At 66.1% G+C, this 18,166-nt stretch carries 16 protein-coding genes; 8 read left to right on the top strand and 8 right to left on the bottom strand.

Translation table 11 applies throughout. From position 1 onward, the window contains the following. Positions 1-14 precede the first annotated feature (14 nt). Positions 15-767, top strand: coding sequence for a class I SAM-dependent methyltransferase (locus NV2_RS21595; RefSeq protein ID WP_067877533.1), 753 nt, complete (start codon positions 15-17; stop codon positions 765-767). A 15-nt stretch (positions 768-782) separates the two neighbouring features. Here the strand turns inward: NV2_RS21595 and NV2_RS21600 are convergent, their stop codons facing one another. Genes NV2_RS21600 through NV2_RS31005 form a run of 4 tightly spaced genes read right to left on the bottom strand, consistent with a single transcriptional unit; the run spans position 783 to position 3,246 of the window. Then, positions 783-1,394 carry an HAD family hydrolase gene (locus NV2_RS21600; RefSeq protein WP_067877393.1) on the bottom strand — a complete coding sequence of 204 codons (612 nt, stop codon included), beginning with the start codon at positions 1,392-1,394 and terminating at the stop codon, positions 783-785. Positions 1,395-1,405: 11 nt separating this feature from the next. Further along, complete coding sequence (locus NV2_RS21605) at positions 1,406-1,810, bottom strand: SdpI family protein (protein ID WP_067877536.1); 405 nt, start codon at positions 1,808-1,810, stop codon at positions 1,406-1,408. 51 nt (positions 1,811-1,861) lie between these two features. Then, the gene (locus NV2_RS21610; RefSeq protein ID WP_067877396.1) at positions 1,862-3,049 is read right to left on the bottom strand and encodes a type II toxin-antitoxin system HipA family toxin; all 1,188 of its coding nucleotides are present in this window, start codon (positions 3,047-3,049) and stop codon (positions 1,862-1,864) included. Next, positions 3,046-3,246, bottom strand: a complete 201-nt coding sequence (locus tag NV2_RS31005; RefSeq protein ID WP_084475221.1) for a helix-turn-helix domain-containing protein — start codon at positions 3,244-3,246, stop codon at positions 3,046-3,048. Before NV2_RS31005 ends, NV2_RS21610 begins: the two co-directional genes overlap by 4 nt. A 257-nt stretch (positions 3,247-3,503) precedes the next feature. Between NV2_RS31005 and dprE1 the strand changes: the two genes are divergently transcribed. Both dprE1 and leuS read left to right on the top strand, forming a co-directional pair. After that, a complete protein-coding gene (dprE1, locus tag NV2_RS21615; RefSeq protein ID WP_067877399.1) occupies positions 3,504-4,892 on the top strand; it encodes a decaprenylphosphoryl-beta-D-ribose oxidase in 1,389 nt (462 codons plus the stop codon). A gap of 177 nt (positions 4,893-5,069) precedes the next feature. Continuing rightward, positions 5,070-7,904, top strand: a complete 2,835-nt coding sequence (gene leuS / locus NV2_RS21620; RefSeq protein WP_067877401.1) for a leucine--tRNA ligase — start codon at positions 5,070-5,072, stop codon at positions 7,902-7,904. 36 nt (positions 7,905-7,940) lie between these two features. On the opposite strand, the gene NV2_RS21625 is transcribed toward leuS, so the two are convergent. Both NV2_RS21625 and NV2_RS21630 read right to left on the bottom strand, forming a co-directional pair. Further along, positions 7,941-8,708: a polysaccharide deacetylase family protein gene (locus NV2_RS21625; protein ID WP_067877539.1), complete on the bottom strand. Its 768-nt coding sequence runs from the start codon at positions 8,706-8,708 to the stop codon at positions 7,941-7,943. A 235-nt stretch (positions 8,709-8,943) separates the two neighbouring features. Next, positions 8,944-9,660 (bottom strand): SDR family oxidoreductase, encoded by a 717-nt coding sequence (locus NV2_RS21630; RefSeq protein WP_067877542.1) that lies wholly within the window; start codon positions 9,658-9,660, stop codon positions 8,944-8,946. 272 nt (positions 9,661-9,932) lie between these two features. Here NV2_RS21630 and ggh point away from each other — a divergent pair, with 272 nt between their 5' ends. The 5 genes from ggh (at position 9,933) to NV2_RS21655 (ending at position 15,822) form a co-directional block, all read left to right on the top strand. Next, positions 9,933-11,267, top strand: coding sequence for a glucosylglycerate hydrolase (gene ggh / locus NV2_RS21635; protein ID WP_067877404.1), 1,335 nt, complete (start codon positions 9,933-9,935; stop codon positions 11,265-11,267). A 91-nt stretch (positions 11,268-11,358) separates the two neighbouring features. Then, the gene (locus NV2_RS21640) at positions 11,359-12,129 is read left to right on the top strand and encodes a glycoside hydrolase family 25 protein (RefSeq protein WP_067877407.1); all 771 of its coding nucleotides are present in this window, start codon (positions 11,359-11,361) and stop codon (positions 12,127-12,129) included. 153 nt (positions 12,130-12,282) lie between these two features. After that, positions 12,283-13,077, top strand: coding sequence for an LLM class F420-dependent oxidoreductase (locus NV2_RS21645; protein ID WP_067877408.1), 795 nt, complete (start codon positions 12,283-12,285; stop codon positions 13,075-13,077). A gap of 130 nt (positions 13,078-13,207) precedes the next feature. Further along, positions 13,208-15,001 carry an ABC transporter substrate-binding protein/permease gene (locus NV2_RS21650; protein ID WP_067877411.1) on the top strand — a complete coding sequence of 598 codons (1,794 nt, stop codon included), beginning with the start codon at positions 13,208-13,210 and terminating at the stop codon, positions 14,999-15,001. Between the two features lie 44 nt (positions 15,002-15,045). Next, positions 15,046-15,822 carry an amino acid ABC transporter ATP-binding protein gene (locus tag NV2_RS21655; RefSeq protein WP_067877545.1) on the top strand — a complete coding sequence of 259 codons (777 nt, stop codon included), beginning with the start codon at positions 15,046-15,048 and terminating at the stop codon, positions 15,820-15,822. Positions 15,823-15,852: 30 nt separating this feature from the next. Here NV2_RS21655 and NV2_RS32855 read toward each other — a convergent pair whose 3' ends face one another. Next, positions 15,853-17,532, bottom strand: coding sequence for an alpha/beta fold hydrolase (locus NV2_RS32855; RefSeq protein WP_157103013.1), 1,680 nt, complete (start codon positions 17,530-17,532; stop codon positions 15,853-15,855). After that, entirely contained in the window at positions 17,529-18,095 is a 567-nt protein-coding gene (locus tag NV2_RS21665) for a DUF2867 domain-containing protein (protein ID WP_067877414.1), read from the bottom strand. Before NV2_RS21665 ends, NV2_RS32855 begins: the two co-directional genes overlap by 4 nt. Positions 18,096-18,166: the final 71 nt, after the last annotated feature.

The raw sequence follows: 18,166 nt of genomic DNA on the forward strand, positions 1-18,166 counted from the left end.
AGTTGAACACCCACATCCCGGACCGCCGCGGTGATTACGGGATCGACGGTGATTTCCGGGTGGTCTCGGCGCGTGGTCAGGCCGCGATCATCGCTGTGATCCTCGTGGTGCTCCTCGCGGTCACCGTCGGCGCCGCGGTAGCCGGCCTGCTCATCGTCGCCGTCGTCGCCGCACTGGCGGCGCTGGTGCTGGCGCTGTCGGTTGCCTCGTACCTGTGGACGACCCGGGTCGGGAAGTTTCAGGTGTGGGCGGAGATCCTCGCCGATCTGGAACTGCGCGGCGACGAGCGCGTACTCGATCTGGGTTGCGGGCGCGGCGCGGTACTACTGATGGCGGCACAGTTGCTCCCACAGGGACGGGCGGTCGGCATCGATCTGTGGCGCGCCGACCAGACCGGCAACGGTCCGGAGGTCACCCGGCGCAACGCCGAGCGTGAGGGAGTAGCCGGCCGGGTCGAGGTGCTGACCGGAGATGTGACGCGACTTCCCTTCGACGACAACACATTCGATGTCGTGGTCAGCAGCCTCGTGTTGCACAACATCGACTCCGCGAGCGACCGGCAGACCGCGGTCGACGAGGCCGTGCGCACGTTGCGGCCCGGTGGACGTCTGGTCATCGCGGACCTGCTCGCCACCGGCACGTATCGCGACCGACTGCAGGCATTGGGGATCTCGGACGCGCGACAGCGCAATCTGGGGTGGCGGATGTGGTGGCTGGGACCGCTGATGCCGACTCGGCTCGTCACCGCCACCAAACCGCCGGCCTGACTCGCTGTCGGTGGTTCAGTCGTGCCACCGGTCGAGCCAGGCCGGGAATTCCGTCAGGTCGGCGAGGACGACATCCGCACCGGCGGCCCGGAGCTCGTCCGGCCGACACGGCCCGGTAGGCACGCCGACCGCGTACGCCCGCGCGGTGCACGCGCCCCGCATATCGCCGATGTGGTCACCCACGTACACCCCCGCCCCGTACTCCCGCAGCGCCTCGGCCTTCTGCTCCGCCCAGAGATCACCGATCACGGCGTCGACGGGGATGTCGAGGTGAGTGAGGTGAAGTTTCGCGTTCGGCTCGTACTTGCCGGTGACCACGATCGAACGCCCACCGTGCGCACGGACCGCAGCGGTCGCCTCCCGGGCACCCGGCAGTTCGATCGTGCCGGTGATCGCGAATTCCGGGTACATCTCCCGATACCGATCGGCCAACGCGGGCACGTCGGCGGCTGGGAACCAGTGCGCGAGCTCGTGCTCGAGGGGTGGCCCGAGGCGGGAGACGGCCAGCTCCGCATCGATCGGAACGCCTGTTTCCGCGGCCAGTTCCTCGTAGCAGGCTCGAATGCCGGGGCGGGAATCGACCAATGTCATATCGAGGTCGAAACCGACCGTGAACGGACCGGACATACCGACAGCGCTCAGTTGGCGGGCTGGCAGGCGTCGCGCAGCGAGCAGGACCCGCAGGAACTCCCGCACCCACCGGTCTCGGCCGGCACCAGATCAGCGATCGCCTCATTCGCCGCATTGACCCCGGCACCGAGCGTGAACAGCGCCAGAACCAGCGCCACCACGGTCGCGATCACACCGACCCACACACCCGCGACCAGCACGATCGCCCCGGCAGCAGCCAACAGCACCCCGGCCCCGACCGAGGTCGGCCCGGCCACCCGATTGGCCACCCGGTAGGTCTCCTCGGTCCGAACCGCATCCTCGGTATGCACACCGAAGTACCGATTGGGAGGCAACGTGCCGGTCAGCCCCAGAACCCCGGTGACAACGGCAACGGCCGCCAGCAGAAACAGGATGAGCGCGACCACGAACACGCTGAACACGGTACCCGGACACCGATCAACATTCCCTCCCGGCCCACTGGCTCACCCCAACAGTTCCTCCCGGCGCCGCCGAAGCTCCCGCTCGACTCGGTGCAACGGCGAACCACGGAAAGGCAGCGTCCCCCACTCGATGGCGGCGGCCGCCTGCACAGCCAATGCACGTGCTTTCGCCGCAGCACGCGGACGCAGCCCGATCGTCTCTTCGAATTGATCCCAATCACGTGAACGAAGTTTGCGAGTCCTACCGTTGATCGGCAGCGCCATCGAGTCGTCGCCGTAGATGAGGGTGCAAGGAATGTCATAGATAGGCGCCACCGACCAGATGCCGTCGAGGCCACGGAGAATCCCGACATTCTTCCCGTGAAGATCACCGTTACCGGTCAACCAGGCGAACAAAAACTGCAAATGTAGATTGCGTATCGCAATCATGGGAGCGGCGGTCACCGAGGCAAGTGCCGCGACCGCCGATTCTGCCTCGACGCCGTACTTGCTGGCGGGCGGTAGGTCCATCACCTGCGTTGCATCCTCGAAGGCGAGACGCTGCCAACGTTCGCGCGAACGGACACGGTCGAACCGACGAACCAACAGGCCGGTTGAGCCACCTCGGTCTTCGACCAACTCCCCCTCCGACACGGACAACCCGAGGCCACGACCCGCCCGGAGATGAGCAGCCTCGTTCTCCACCAGGTACGGGTACTCCTCCTGGGAAAGTTTGAGAATGAACTGACCGGACGAGGCCGACAACGGCACACTGATCATGGAAGCGCTCGCCTTGCGCTGCACGCCAGGGATCGCGTGCGTATCGATGGACTCCACGAACGTTTCGAAGTCGAGTTCGGCGACGGGCCCTTGGACCAGCGCCGGAGGATCGACGAGCGTGGTTCCTTGCGGAACAACCTGAACATCGCCCGGAACATCAGCGCCGACGGCAAGCAGTAGCGAAAGCTCATCGTTTGCGCTGGTCTTCACGGCTCGGCGCAGCACAGTCAGCCGGTGCCCCTCGGGTAACAACCCCTCGAAAAATGGCGGGACCGAACCTGCGGCGCTCGAGATCGGCACAGATCGCACTGGGAGCGTGGTCGCAATCGCCTCCCCGTTGTCGCTGATGTACTTGTCCAGGTATCGAAATTCCAGGCCCCCGTGAGCAGTACGCGACAGAGTCGCCGCTTTGCGACCGGATTTGTAAACATCCGCCACCGAGACCCGGCGCACACTCTCCAGGTCGGTCACGGTTCAACCCTCAGTACCAGGCCGAGCACACGCGCGACTTCCGCCACAGTTCCTATTCCAGTCGATCCCGTGCCATGTTCGATATCTCGCACGGTACGTGTCGACGTACCGGCAAGATCTGCGAGCTGCTCCTGGGTGAGCCGGTACTGCTTTCGAACCGTACGAATTGTGCGAGCGAGATCCAACAACGATTCCATGAGCGCTCCAAATCGGCAACATTCTGCCTATCGGCCCGTTGTCGGTCCGATATTACGCCCCCGAGTGGCTAATCGGCAATATCCTGCCGATTGCAGCAGCAAGTAACGCATGCGGGGTCAGATCCGGCAATACCGGCAGCATACTGCCGATCGATGGGGTAAACCCCGCTCCATCGACACAGCTGTCGGTCCAGCGGAACTCCGCCCGTTTCCGCGATAGCGGGCCGAACCATGATTCTGGCGCTATCGTCGGCTCAGTGCATGCCACTACTGGGGGAACCCTCCTCGATCGACGAGCACTGAGCGGCTGGAGCCGCACTGCACCTACCGTTGCGCAAGTCCTGCGCACCCAGGATCTCGACGCCATCGCGAAGGCCGTCCGGGAATCCGGGCCGCGCGGCGTCATCGCTCGCGGACTCGGGCGCAGCTATGGCGATCCGGCGCAGAACGGTGGCGGCCTCGTCGTCGAGATGACCGCGCTGGACCGCATCCACACCATCGATCCGGACAGTCGAACAGTGGATGTCGATGCCGGTGTCAGCCTGGATGCGCTGATGCGTGCAGTACTGCCCCACGGGCTGTGGGTGCCCGTCCTGCCGGGAACCCGGCAGGTCACCGTAGGCGGAGCGATCGCGTCCGATATCCACGGCAAGAATCACCACTCGCAGGGCAGCTTCGGCAATCACGTCCTGTCGATTGACCTGCTCACCGTCGATGGCACCATTCGTGCGCTGACACCGGAGGACGAACTCTTCTGGGCCACTGTGGGTGGTATGGGCCTCACCGGCATCGTTGTGCGGGCCCGGATCCGGATGAAACGCACCGAAACCGCGTACTTCATGGTCGACTGCGAACGCACCCGCAACCTCGCCGAGACCATGGAACTGCTGACCGGCGGGTCGGATGAGGGCTACGAATATTCGGTGGCCGTACCGGACACGATCAGCACCGGCTCCGCGCTGGGCCGAGCAGGGTTCAGTCGCGGAAATCTCGCCACGGTCGACCAGCTACCGGCGAAATTGCGGCGCGATCCGCTGCACTTCTCCGCACCGCAACTGCTGACTGTGCCCGACATCTTCCCCAACGGCATGGTCAACGGGTTCACCACTCGTATCGGCGGTGAACTCACCTACCGGATCTTCGGTCGACCGGGTCGCGGCATGGTCCAGAACATCACTCAGTTTCTGCATCCGCTCGATGTGCTGGGTGAATGGAACCGTGCGTACGGCCGTCGCGGCTTCCTGCAGTACCAGTTCTCCATGCCGTTCGGCGCCGAAGGCCGGCTGGCCGAGGCGGTACGCACGATTGCGCACTCCGGGCACCGTTCTTTCCTGAACGTGTTCAAGAGAATGGGCCCCGGCAACCAAGCACCGCTGTCGTGGCCGCATCCGGGGTTCATGCTGAGCCTGGACTTTCCGATCGCGCCCGGTGTGCACCACTTCTGCACCGAGCTCGACCAGCAAGTTCTCGCCGCAGGCGGGCGTCTGTATTTCGCCAAGGAGTCGCGGACCACACCGGAGATGGTTCGAGCCATGTATCCGCGGTTGGACGAGTGGCGGCGCATTCGTGACGGTGTCGATCCGGAGGGGGTGTTCGTCTCCGATCTGGCTCGGCGACTGCATCTGCTCGACGACGCAGCGGACTAGGGGGCCGGTGCGCGAACCTGCAAGCGGACCCCTTTTTGGGCTCTGACGTGGGCACGCTCTACCCTGAGGGGCGACGTTGTCCACAGACGTTCACCAGGGGAACTCGGCGACACAGAAGGCAGGATCGTGCAGGAGACTCGTGCAACCGATACAGCGACCGGTCGGAGCGACGGGTCCGTGAGCAGCCTGCCCGAGGATGCGCCGGCGCACCGGTACAACGCCGAGCTGGCGGGTGTACTGGAGGGCAAGTGGCAGCGGCTGTGGGAGGAGCGCGGAAGCTTCCACGCACCGAATCCGGTCGGGCCGCTGGCCGGTGCGACGCCGGCGGACAAGCTGTTCATCCAGGACATGTTCCCGTATCCGTCGGGGGCGGGACTGCACGTCGGGCATCCGCTCGGGTACATCGCTACCGACGTGTTCGCCCGGTATCACCGGATGCACGGACGCAATGTGCTGCACGCGCTGGGGTATGACGCTTTCGGACTGCCCGCCGAGCAGTATGCGGTGCAGACCGGTGCGCATCCGCGGGTGACCACCGAAGCCAATATCGCGACGATGCAGCGGCAGCTGGATCGGCTGGGGCTGGGCCACGACCGGCGGCGCTCGTTCGCCACCACAGATCCCGAGTTCTACAAGTGGACGCAGTGGATCTTCCTGCGTATCTACAACGCCTGGTACGACCCGGCCGCGAACAAGGCTCGCCCGATCGCCGAACTGGTGGCCGCATTCGAAGCCGGGGACCGCCGCACCGACGACGGACGCGCGTGGGCCGAGCTGAGCCCCACCGAACAGGGCGAGGTGCTGGACTCGTATCGCCTGGTGTACCAGTCGGATTCGATGGTCAACTGGTGTCCGGGCCTGGGCACCGTGCTGGCCAACGAAGAGGTTACCGCCGATGGGCGCAGTGAGCGCGGCAACTTCCCGGTGTTCCGTAAGCGCCTGCGGCAGTGGATGATGCGCATCACCGCCTATTCCGATCGCTTGGTCGACGACCTGGAGCTGCTGGACTGGCCGGACAATGTGAAAGCCATGCAGCGCAACTGGATCGGCCGATCCCGCGGCGCGCAGGTCTCCTTCGCCGCCGACGGCGAGACCATCGAGGTCTTCACCACCCGGCCGGACACCCTGTTCGGCGCGACGTACGTGGTGCTGGCTCCCGAACACGAACTGGTCGACCGGCTGGTCGCCGCGCAGTGGCCCGAGAATGTCGACCAGCGCTGGACCTTCGAATCCGCGACTCCGGCCGAAGCCGTTGCCGCCTACCGTAAGTCGATCGCCGCGAAATCGGATCTGGAGCGCCAGGAGAACAAGGAGAAGACCGGCGTCTTCCTGGGCACCTATGCCACCAACCCGGTCGACGGCGCACAGGTGCCGATCTTCATCGCCGATTACGTGCTGTCCGGTTACGGGACCGGAGCGATCATGGCTGTCCCCGGCCACGATCACCGGGACTGGGAGTTCGCCACCGCGTTCAGCCTGCCGATCAGGGAAGTGATCGCCGGCGGCGATATCTCGGATGCCGCGTATTCCGGTGAGGGCACGCTGGTCAACTCCGACTACCTGAACGGTCTCGACATCGACGCCGCGAAGGCCACCGTCATCGAGCGACTGGAGGCGGACGGCCACGGCAAGGGCACCGTCCAATACAAACTGCGGGATTGGCTGTTCGCCCGGCAGCGGTACTGGGGCGAGCCCTTCCCGATCGTGTACGACGAGCAGGGCCGCGCGCATCCGCTGCCGGAATCCATGCTGCCGGTGGAACTTCCGGAAGTGCAGGATTTCGCGCCGGTGACCTTCGACCCCGACGACGCCGGCTCGGAACCGTCGCCGCCACTGGCCAAGGCCACCGAGTGGGTGAATGTCGAACTGGATCTGGGTGACGGACCCAAGACCTATCGCCGCGACACCAACGTGATGCCGCAGTGGGCCGGTAGCTCCTGGTATCAGCTGCGCTACGCCGATCCGACCAATTCCGAGGCGTTCTGCGCGCCCGAGAACGAGCGGTACTGGCTGGGCCCGCGCCCGGCCGAGCACGGTGCGAACGATCCGGGCGGTGTCGATCTGTACATCGGCGGCGTGGAGCACGCGGTGCTGCATCTGCTGTACGCACGGTTCTGGCAGAAGGTGCTGTTCGATCTGGGTGAGGTATCGAGCCCGGAACCGTATCGGCGGCTGTTCAATCAGGGCTACATCCAGGGCTATGCCTACACCGACGAGCGCGGCACCTATATTCCGGCCGCGGAGGTGATCGAACGCGACGGGAAGTTCTTCTGGACTGACACCGCCGGTGTGGAGATCGAGGTCTTCCAGGAGTACGGCAAGATCGGTAAGTCGCTGAAGAACGCGGTCTCCCCCGACGAGATGTACGACCTGTACGGCGCGGATACCTTCCGCCTGTACGAGATGGCGATGGGCCCGCTGGACACCTCACGTCCGTGGGCGACCAAGGATGTCGTGGGTGCGCACCGCTTCCTGCAGCGCGTATGGCGACTGGTGGTCGACGAGGAGACCGGCGCCGTGCGCGCCACCGACGGGAGCGCGGCCGATGCCACACTTCGACTGCTGCACAAGACGATCGACGGTGTGGACGCTGATTACGCCGCGCTGCGTGACAACACCGCGGGCGCGAAACTGATCGAGCTGACCAACCATCTGACCAAGCAGTATCCGCAGGGTGCACCGCGCACCGTGGTAGAGCCGCTGGTGCTGATGCTGGCTCCGATGGCTCCGCACATCGCGGAGGAACTGTGGGAACGCCTGGGGCACACCACGGCTCTGGCGCACGGCCCGTTCCCGGCCGCCGATCCCGCACTGCTGGTGGAGGATTCGGTCGAGTATCCGATCCAGGTGAACGGTAAGGTCCGCAGCCGCGTCAGCGTGCCGGCCGACGCCGACAAGCAGGCGGTGGAGGATGCCGCGCTGGCCGATCCGAAACTGCTGGAGTTCCTGGCCGGCAAGACGCCACGCAAGGTGATCGTCGTCCCCGGGAAACTGGTGAACGTCGTCGCCTGACCCTGTCGGGCCTCCTACCCGGCCTGACCCTGCCGCCTACACGGGCGGGGCGAGCACGTCGTTCAGGGTGACCATGGCCAGTTGCCGCTCCCGGATGATGTCGACCAGCCGGTCGTAACAGTGGGTTACGGCCGGATGGTTGGCATGGCCGATGACGATCGCCTGCGGATTGAACCACTGTTCGGCCATCTGCATCAGATATTGCTCGGTGATGATCGAGGAATCCGACAGCGAGCCGTACCACAGGGTCGGCACCGTGTATCCCAGATCGGCGGCCACCCGGTCCACGGCCGCGTTGTGATAGCCGTAGGGCGGACGGAAGTAGGGTGCGCCGTCCACGCCGAAGGTGTTGTACAGGAACACCTTCGTGCGGCTGAGCTGATCGGCGACGCCGGTGCTGGACAACTCGGTGAGGGCGCGATGGTCCCAGGTGTGGTTGCCGAGCTGGATCTGCCCCGAATCCACCAAGGGCCGTAGCTCGTTGCGGTGCATCGTCCACGACTCGTAACAGCCGGTGACGAAGAAGGTGAAACGCGCCCCGGTATCGCGCGCGAACCGGATGTAGGCGCCGACCACCTCCGGACTGGCGCCGTCGTCGACGGTCAGTGCGAGATTATTGCCGGGCCCCGGTAACGCGGTCATCGCGCCCGCAGGTACGGAAAGCTTCGGCCCGGCGGGCGGCGGCGGGAGCGGCGGTGGGCCGGGCGGTGCGGGGGGCGCCGCGCCGACCGCGAGGTTCTCTTGGACCGTGCTGTGCGCCGTGCTGCACCCCGCCAGCGCTGCGGCGGTCCCTGCGGCGAGCATGGTCAACAGCTGCCGCCGATTGGTTCGCACCCCACTCGTCACACTGTTCCCCCTGGTCAGAGGTTCATGACGAGATAACGCTACGCCGTGGTGAACAGGTGCCGGGGCAGCCGACGGTCACCCGGTGTGTCGTGCCCAGGTGGTCGTCCGGAGGCTCGGCCGGATCGAAGCCGCGGGTTCGAGTTCCGGACCGATAACGCGCCCGGCGTCGAGGCGATGTGTCCGGGTACCTGGTTCAGCGTCCGATCGGCCGCAGCACGATTTCGGTCGGATGCGCATCCGGTGGTGTCTCTACCGCATTGCGCACCGCACGGGCGACGGTTTCGGCAGTCAGGAATTCGTCCGGGTTGTACTCGCGCTGCTCGGATGCGACGATCGCGCGCTGCATATCGGTATCGATGCGACCCGGATGGATGGAGGTGACCCGCAGCGCCGGTTCTTCCAGGCGCAGGACGTCGCCGAAAGCACGCAGACCGAACTTGGCGGCGGCGTATACACCCCAGCCTGGATTGGCCCGCAGGCCCGCACCCGAATTGATCAGCACCACATGACCGTTCGCCGCGCGAAGCGCGGGAAGCAGAAGCCTGGTGAGTTCGGCTACCGCGATGAGGTTGGCTTCCAGCGTTTCTCGCCATTGCTGCACCGAGGATTCGGCGATGGCCCCGAGTTCCGCCACACCGGCGTTGTGCACCAGGACATTCAGGCGCTCGATCGGCGCGGTCGCGGCCGGCAGTGCGTCGTAGTCGGTGAGGTCGACCGGCCACGGCTGCGCCGCCGGCAGTTCGGCCCGGATGTCACGCAGGGATTCCGCCGAACGGGCGCCGAGCAGCAACCGGTGGGTCGGCGCCAGGTCCCGGGCGATCGCGGCACCGAGTCCACGACTGGCGCCGGTGATCAGGGCGGTCGGCGGCGAGGCAGGAGAGTCGGTAGGAGAGTCCGGGGATGCGGCCATGAATTCACGGTAGCTGCCAGCCCGGCCCCCGCCGCCCCGGGCACAGGCGGCAGCGGACAATTCCACCGCCGCTTCGGACATCCGGGCCCGCAGCGGTGGCGCATCGTCAGCACCGGTGTTATCAACTCTCGGGGTACCGGAAGACGAATGAGGCGATGAGGGTGGAGACAGCGGAGCAGGGGCCCGCACCAGCGCAGATGCACCGAGCGCAGCGGGGGAACGCGGTCCGGCCGCAGCGCGCGTATTTGAAGGTGACGTCGCAGAATAGAGGGATGAACGGTCCAGGGTTCACCCCCACCCAGCTGGCTGCCCGGGCCGCCTACCTGCTGCGCGGCAACGACCTGGGCACGATGACGAGCGCCGCGCCCAAGCTGTATCCGCACATGTGGAGCTGGGATGCGGCATTCGTCGCGGTCGGGCTGGCGCCACTGAGCGTGGAACGCGCCGTGGTGGAGCTCGACACGTTGTTGTCCGCGCAATGGCGCAACGGCATGATTCCGCACATCGTGTTCGCGAACGGGGTGGACGGCTATTTCCCTGGCCCGTCCCGCTGGGAATGCCGCAAGCTGGCAGCCAACGCGCCCGACGGTCCGGATACCTCCGGCATCACCCAGCCGCCCGTACACGCGATCGCGGTGCAGCGCATTCTCGACCATTCCCGTCGCCACGGGCGCACCACCAGGACGGTTGCCGCGGAGTTCCTGAATCGGCGGTGGCCGGATCTGATGCGCTGGCATCGCTGGCTGGCCCACTCCCGCGATCCGAAACAGCACGGCCGGATCACCCTGTATCACGGCTGGGAGTCCGGGATGGACAATTCACCACGCTGGGACCGCGCCTACGCGAATGTGGTGGTGGGCGATCTGCCGCCGTATCAGCGCGCCGATCTCGACGTGGTCGATCCGGCGCAGCGCCCCTCGGACCGTGAATACGACCGCTATCTGTGGCTGGTGGAGCAGATGCGCCGGTGCGGGTACGACGACTTCCTGCAGGCGTCCACCATGAGCTTCGCGGTGGAGGACGTATTCGTCACCGCGATTTTCGCGCTGGCCTGCGATGTGCTGGCGGGAATCGGCGAGGACTACCGGATGCCGAATTCCGATGTGCGCGAATTGTACGAATGGGCGGATTATTTCCGTGCCGGCGTAATCGAGACGACCGATCCGCGATCCGGGGCGGCCCGCGATTTCGATATTCGGGCCGACCGCTGGATCGATACCGAAACGCTGGCCATGTTCGCGCCGCTGCTGTGCGGCGGCCTGCCGCGCAGTACCGAGCGCGCGCTGCTGCGCCTGTTCGAAGGACCACGCTTCTGCGGCCATCCCGATCTGCGGTACGCCCTGCCGCCGTCGACCTCACCGGTTGCGAAGGATTTCCGCGCCCGCGAATACTGGCGCGGGCCGGTGTGGCCCGTGATGAGCTGGCTGTTCTCCTGGGTCTTCGCCCGCCGCGGCTGGGCGGAACGGTCGTTCATGCTGCGCGCGGAAGGGCTTCGCCAGGCCGGTGACGGCAGCTTCGCGGAGTACTACGAACCGTTCACAGGCGAGCCGCTGGGCAGTATGCAGCAGTCGTGGACCGCGGCGGCAGTGCTGGACTGGCTGGGCTGAGCAGCACATCCGCTCACTCACAGCTATCGATCTTCACAGTTCCCGTCGTTGACCCTGGCCCCAGCGACCTCCGCTGTTTACTCTCTTATCCATGTATCGACGCACCGTGGCTCGTCCGAAAGTTCGTCGCTTCTCCGCAGCGCTCCCGCTGCTTGCGGTTGCCGGCATATTCTCGGCAACCGGAATCGCCCAGGCCGGGCCGACCGGGCCGGACGTCTCGTCCTGGCAGCACATCGACGGGCGGCTGATCGACTGGTTCGCCGTGCGCGCGTCCGGGCACCAGTTCGCCATGGTCAAGGCGACCGAGGGCCTGGACTACGTCAACCCCTACTTCGTCCCGGACAGCGTGCTGATGCGCGCGGCCGGCGTAGCGCGCGGGACCTACCATTACGCCCGCCCGGAATTGCCGCCGGAACCGCAGGCCGCGCTCTACGCCGCCGCCGTACTGGGCCAGAACGGCCCCCTGGATCTGCCCCCGGTGCTCGATATGGAGAATTCCGGCGGACTGCCACCCGCCGCCCTGATCGACTGGACCCACCGCTACCTGAATACGGTGCAGGCCCTCACCGGCCGGGTCCCGATCGTCTACACCTATCCCCGCTTCTGGCAGACCGCGATGGCCGATTCGAACGAATTCCACCGGTACCCGCTGTGGATCGCCGACTACCGGGGCAACGCACAGCCCGAGGTACCCGGCGGCTGGCCGACGTGGACGTTCTGGCAGACCACCGACTCCGGCAGCATCCCCGGCATCGCCGGCGGCACCGATGTCAACGTCTACAGCGGCGCCCAGGGCGATTTCGCGCAGTACGCCAATTTCCCGTTCGCGGGCAGCAGTTCGGGCAGCGCCGGCAGCAGCTGAGTCGGCTTCGCCCACAGCGAAAACGAACGGTAGCAAGGCCTTCCGGGACATTATCCGGCGCTCGACGCTGCCCGCCGCTACGCCGGCGCGGGTAGCCTCGGCAACGGCCGGCGACCGGCCGCGACGACAAGCTCACCCGACGAAGGAGCAGATATGAGTCGACCGGTTCGAATCGGAGTGCAGTTGCAGCCCCAGCACGCCCCCGACTACGGACTGATCCGCGATGCGGTGCTGCGGGCCGAAGACGCGGGTGTGGATATCGTCTTCAACTGGGACCACTTCTATCCGCTCTACGGTGACCCCGAGGGTGCGCATTTCGAATGCTGGACCATGCTGGGCGCGATCGCCGAGCAGACCGAGCGGGTCGAACTCGGCGCCCTGGTCACCGGTGGTGGGTACCGCAATCCCGATCTGCTCGCCGATATGGCCCGCACCGTCGACCACATCTCCGGCGGCCGGTTGATCCTGGGGATCGGGGCCGGCTGGTTCCAGAAGGACTACGACCAGTACGGCTACGAATTCGGCACTCCGGGCACCCGGCTGGCACTGCTGAAGGACTACCTCGCCCGCATCGATGCCCGACTCGGCAAGCTGAACCCACAGCCGGTACACCGGATTCCGATCCTGATCGGCGGTGGCGGTGAGCGAAAGACGTTGCGGCTGGTGGCCGAATACGCCGACATCTGGCACAGTTTCGCCGATCTCGAAGTGCTGGAGCGGAAGTCGAAGATCCTCGCCGAACATTGCGCGGACGTCGGCACCGAAGCCGGCCGGATCGAGAAGTCGGTGTCGTGGCCTGGAGCCGACGACGCCGCGGCATTCGTCGAGGCCGGCGCCACCCTGTTCACGGTCGGAGTCGGCGGCCCCGAGTACGACCTGAGCGAGGTGCGCGAGGCGATCGCCTGGCGTGACTCGGTCAATCCGGAACCGGTCACCGGAATCGCCTGAGTTCCACCCCCCGGGGGTCTCGAATCACCGCGATTCGATGTCTTCCCCGGGTGCGGTAGCAGCACCGGCACGTCGCCGTGACGTGCCGGTCACGCTCGACACGCCGAGGCCAGCGCTAGGGTTCTCGGCTATGGCCCGTTTGCCCGCCTCGCGTCCGCGCGTCGTCATCGCCCTGCTGGCGGTGCTGATGCTGCTGTTCGCCGTTGCCTGTAGCTCCGACAGCGGCAACACCACGACCGCGGACCTGTGCGCGCCGCCGGGACCGTCGGCCGCCGCACCCGCACCCGCGAACGTGGCAGGCGGGGAAGCCGCGGGCGTCGACCGCTACACCACCGCGACGACCGAACCACTCGACTCGATCGACATCAACCAGCTCGGCCTGGCGCAGCCCGGTGTGCTCAATGTCGGCACGCTGTCGGACGCGCCGCCCAGTATCTGCGTCAATTCCGCGGGCGCCTTCACCGGCTTCGACAACGAACTGCTGAAGGCCGTGGCCGAGAAGATCGGCCTGCGGGTGCAGTTCTCCGGCACCGAATTCGCCTCCCTGCTGTCGCTGGTGTCGACGGGCCGGTTCGATGCCGGGTCGTCGAGCATCACCACCACCGACGAACGGCGGCGCGAGGTCGGGTTCACCAACGGTTATGACTTCGGCTACTTCTCGCTGGTCGTCCCCACCGGCAGCCCGATCACCGCATTCACCGATCTGAAGCCCGGGATGCGCGTCGGCGTGGTGCAGGGCACGGTACAAGACGAGTACGTGACCGGCACCCTGCACCTGGATCCGGTGAAATACCCCGACTACAACACCGCCTACGCGAATTTGAAGACGGGACAGATCGACGCCTGGGTCGCGCCGTCACAACAGGCCACCGGGGCGATCAAACCGGGTGACCCGACCACCATCGTGCAGAACACCTTCAGCCTGGACAATTTCGTCGGCTGGGCGGTGCGCAAGAACAATCAGCCGCTGATCGACGCACTCAACGCGGGCCTCGACGCGGTGATCGCCGATGGCACCTATGCCGAGCTCTACTCGAACTGGGTGCCACGACCGCTGCCGCCGGGCTGGAAGCCGGGCTCCAAATCCGCGCCGACACCGCAGCTTCCGGACTTCGAGAAGATTGCCGCGGAGAACCGGCACACCGATCAGTCGGCGGCACCGAAATCCACTCTGCAGCAGTTGAAGGACACCTTCTTCAACTGGTCGCTGTATCGGCAGGCATTTCCGGACCTGTTCAAGACCGGGCTGCCGAATACCCTGATCCTGGCGCTGGTTTCGGGCGTCCTCGGAACTCTGATCGGCATATTGCTGGCCGTGGCAGGGATTTCGCGCACCCGCTGGCTGCGCTGGCCGGCGCGGGTCTACACCGACATCTTCCGTGGGCTGCCCGCGGTGGTGATCATCCTGCTGATCGGACTGGGCGTCGGACCGGTGGTGAAGGGCCTGACCGGCAACAATCCGTACTGGCTCGGTGCGGTGGCGCTGGCACTGCTGTCCTCGGCGTATATCGGCGAAATCTTCCGCTCCGGAATCCAGTCGGTGGAAGCGGGTCAGCTCGAGGCGGCTCGCGCGATCGGATTCGGTTACCGCCAGGCCATGACGCTGGTCGTGATTCCGCAGGGTATCCGCCGCGTCCTCCCCGCGTTGATGAATCAATTCATCGCCCTGATCAAGGATTCCTCGCTGATCTATTTCCTGGGTCTGCTGGCCACCCAACGGGAGTTGTTCGCCGTGGGGCGCGACCTGAATTCGCAGACGGGCAATCTGTCGCCACTGGTGGCCGCGGGCCTGGTGTATCTGATCCTCACCATTCCACTCACCCACCTGGTCAATTACATCGATCGGCGGTTGCGGACCGGGCGCGCCGAGGCCGCCGCGGCCGAAGTGGAGCAGGCGGTTGTCACGGAAGGGCGCGGAGCATGAGCGACCAGGACAACACCGGCATGAGCGACCAGGACAACACCGGCATGAGCGATGATAAGGGCTCGAGCGTGAGCGACAAGAACGCCGGCGCGCGGCGCAGTTCCTCCCTGTCCGGCGTGGACCTGCACCTGACACTGGGCGGCAACCACATCCTGCGCGGCGTCGACCTCCATGTGGACGCCGGCCACACCACCACCGTCATCGGCCCCTCCGGCTCCGGAAAATCCACCGTCCTGCGCGTGCTCAACCGCCTGCACGAACCCGATTCCGGCGACGTGCTGATCGACGGTGTTTCGGTGCTCGGCGAGAATCCGGACCGGTTACGTCGCCGCATCGGCATGGTGTTCCAGCAATTCAACCTGTTCCCGCACAAATCGGTTGTCGAGAATGTGGCACTGGGTCCCCGCAAATTGCTGGGCCTGAGCAAGGACGCCGCCCGGGCGCTGGCCCTCGAACAGCTGGAAACGGTCGGCTTGGCCGCCCGCGCCGACACTCGCCCCGGCAACCTGTCCGGTGGCCAGCAACAACGCGTGGCAATTGCCCGCGCGCTGGCGATGAAACCGGAACTGATGCTGTTCGACGAGGCCACCTCGGCCCTGGACCCGGAACTGGTGAAGGGCGTGCTGTCGCTGATGGCCGACCTGGCCTCGGGCGGCATGACCATGATCGTGGTAACCCACGAAATGGGCTTCGCCCGTTCGGTTTCCGACAGCGTGGTGTTCATGGACCAGGGCAAGGTGGTCGAGTCCGGCGCTCCGGACCGCATCTTCGATAATCCGGAAACCCCCCGCCTGCAACAGTTCCTGTCTCAGATCCTGTAGATGAAGGTCGGGCCCGGCAACGACATGGGCTCACTCGGGCCCGTCCCGAAGCGGGCGGAAGAATCTCCGGATGTCGTCCACCAACGGCCCCGGTTGCTCCGCCGCAGCGAAGTGGCCGTCCTGGCCGACCCCAGTGCACCGTGCGATGACGGACTGGGACGGACGCAGGTGTTCCTCCTCCAGATAGAGGCGGGCCGAGGAGCCTACGGTCCCGGTGAGCCAGGACAACGTCACATCGGTCAGCAGATAATCGCGGTTGACCACCTGATCGGGGCGCCTGGCAGGATCGACGCCGGCCTGAAACATGTCCAGGGTCCAGGCGAGCTGCCCGACAGGGGAGTCGCTCAGCGCATATCCGAGAGTCCGGGGGCGGGTGGATCGGGCCGCGCGGGTGCCCGTGCGCTGCTCGGAGAAGTGGGTGAGGCGCTCGCGCTCGTTGTCGGTCAGCGTGCCGGGGGCGTTCTCGGGCGGAGTCACGAACATGTTGACGTGCACGCCGACAACATGTTCGGGATCGACTGCCCCGAGGTGGTGGGAGATCGCGTACCCGAGGGCACCGTAGCGCCGGTAGCCGAGCCGGTCCATCAACGCTGCGAAGGCGTGGGCGATGCGCCGGAGGTCCCATCCCTCATCGCTGAGTGGGGCGGAGAAACCGAAGCCGGGCGGCGACGGCGCAACCACATGGAAGGCATCGGCCGGGTCGGCCCCGTAGGCACGCGGGTCGGTGAGCGGGCCGATGATCTGCGTGAACTCGGCGACGGATCCGGGCCAGCCATGGTTGAGGATCAAGGGCAGTGCGTCGGGTTCAGGCGAACGAGCGTGCAGAAAATGGAGATCAGTGCCATCGATAGTGGTGATGAACTGCGGGAATGCGTTCAGCCGCTCCTCTTGGGCACGCCAATCGTAGCTGGTACGCCAGTACTCGGCCAGGTCACGAAGACAGTTCGGTGGGACGCCGTCGGACCAGTCGTTCCCGGACTGCCCGACAGGCCAGCGAGTGCGGGCCAGCCGTTCACGAAGATCGTCGAGATCCGCCTGTGGAATGCGGATCCGGAAGGGTCGGAGTTCCTCCGGAGCAGCGGCTGCGGGCCCGTTGGGTCCTGTCCCTGCGCCTGTATCGGCGGGCCCCACTACCGCATGCAGAATGGCCAGGATCGACGACCGGAGGGCATCGTGCCGGAGCGGAAACGCGCTCGGACTCGCGATCTCGTCGAATGTGAGCCCATGCACGAGCGCCAGCACGAGGCGGGCGCCGTCCTCGGGGCGCTCCATGCCGATCGAGGTCAGAAGCCGGGACGCTCGGGCGAGGAAGCTGTCCCTGACGTCGATCAGCCCTGCGGCCAGATCTGGCTGCTCGGCAGCCAGCAGCATGATCTCCAGTCGTGCCCGGGTGCGTTCGCGGGTAGGCCCCAGCCAATGCGCCAGCACGCCCGCAATCAGGTCGGCGCCCTGTGTCAGCAGCGGCGCGTCGGCGAGCTCCGGCGAGACCTCGGCCGCGTCGATGTCCGCGAGCTCGCCGACGGCGATGAATTCGACTATGCCCTCGAGCAGCGCCTTTCTGCTGCGGAAGTAGTAGCTGGCCGAGCCGGCGGGGAGCGCGGCACGAGTATCGACGGCACCATGGGACAGGCCGTGCAGACCATTGGAGGCGACGACGGCGATTGCGGCCTCGAGCAGTTTCATACGACGAGGCGGGCTGACGCTGGTCATCGGCCGGTGCCATTCTTCTGGACGAGCCGGAGCGTGCGCTGCCGGAGTCGCCGCAGCATAGCTCGGCGGATCAGCCCGCTGAAGGGGCGGATGAGTATCCAGTAGGGGCGCATGGCCCGGCGGGCCTTGTCATCGGTGAAGCCGACGCGGGTGCTGGTGGTCGCCCGAGTCCGTCCATCCGGCAACTCCTCGAAGCACAGGTCTATGGTCGCTTTCCCATACCCGGGCTCGCTGAAATCGCGGAAGTCCGCAGCGGCGATGTCGGCCCGATTCGCGTGTGCACCGAACTGCCACCATCGTCCGACCAGGCCCTCCACGAGCTGATGTGGTGGTTCCTCGGCCAATGGGATGAACATCTGTGGTAAATCGCGGTGCGTGTGTCCATGCCGGACGCGGGCGATCACGTCGCGTACACCGATCAGCAGCTTGGCGATGAGCGGGGGATCCGCAATGCTCATCCCCTGCCATGCGGCCCAGACCGCCTGCGGCGGCGCAGGTATCACCGTGGAGTGCCGCTCGACATAGGTCGCCGTGGAGAGGAAGTCTTCAGCCAGCGCGCTCATATTGCCCACCTTTGGACTCTACGATTCTAGATTTACCTCTACGACTCTAGAGAAAGGCTTAGTGGCGGGCA

Source organism: Nocardia vermiculata NBRC 100427 (assembly GCF_001613265.1).
GTDB lineage: Bacteria > Actinomycetota > Actinomycetes > Mycobacteriales > Mycobacteriaceae > Nocardia > Nocardia vermiculata.

Excerpts from the sequence above, each read along its gene's own strand:
- NV2_RS21655 (WP_067877545.1), top strand. The coding sequence starts at position 15,046 with ATGAGCGATGATAAGGGCTCGAGCGTGAGCGACAAGAACGCCGGCGCG.
- ggh (WP_067877404.1), top strand. The coding sequence starts at position 9,933 with ATGAACGGTCCAGGGTTCACCCCCACCCAGCTGGCTGCCCGGGCCGCC.
- NV2_RS21600 (WP_067877393.1), bottom strand. The coding sequence starts at position 1,394 with ATGTCCGGTCCGTTCACGGTCGGTTTCGACCTCGATATGACATTGGTC.
- NV2_RS21630 (WP_067877542.1), bottom strand. The coding sequence starts at position 9,660 with ATGGCCGCATCCCCGGACTCTCCTACCGACTCTCCTGCCTCGCCGCCG.
- NV2_RS21650 (WP_067877411.1), top strand. The coding sequence starts at position 13,208 with ATGGCCCGTTTGCCCGCCTCGCGTCCGCGCGTCGTCATCGCCCTGCTG.
- NV2_RS21665 (WP_067877414.1), bottom strand. The coding sequence starts at position 18,095 with ATGAGCGCGCTGGCTGAAGACTTCCTCTCCACGGCGACCTATGTCGAG.
- NV2_RS21640 (WP_067877407.1), top strand. The coding sequence starts at position 11,359 with ATGTATCGACGCACCGTGGCTCGTCCGAAAGTTCGTCGCTTCTCCGCA.
- NV2_RS32855 (WP_157103013.1), bottom strand. The coding sequence starts at position 17,532 with ATGACCAGCGTCAGCCCGCCTCGTCGTATGAAACTGCTCGAGGCCGCA.
- NV2_RS31005 (WP_084475221.1), bottom strand. The coding sequence starts at position 3,246 with ATGGAATCGTTGTTGGATCTCGCTCGCACAATTCGTACGGTTCGAAAG.
- NV2_RS21645 (WP_067877408.1), top strand. The coding sequence starts at position 12,283 with ATGAGTCGACCGGTTCGAATCGGAGTGCAGTTGCAGCCCCAGCACGCC.
- NV2_RS21625 (WP_067877539.1), bottom strand. The coding sequence starts at position 8,708 with ATGCTCGCCGCAGGGACCGCCGCAGCGCTGGCGGGGTGCAGCACGGCG.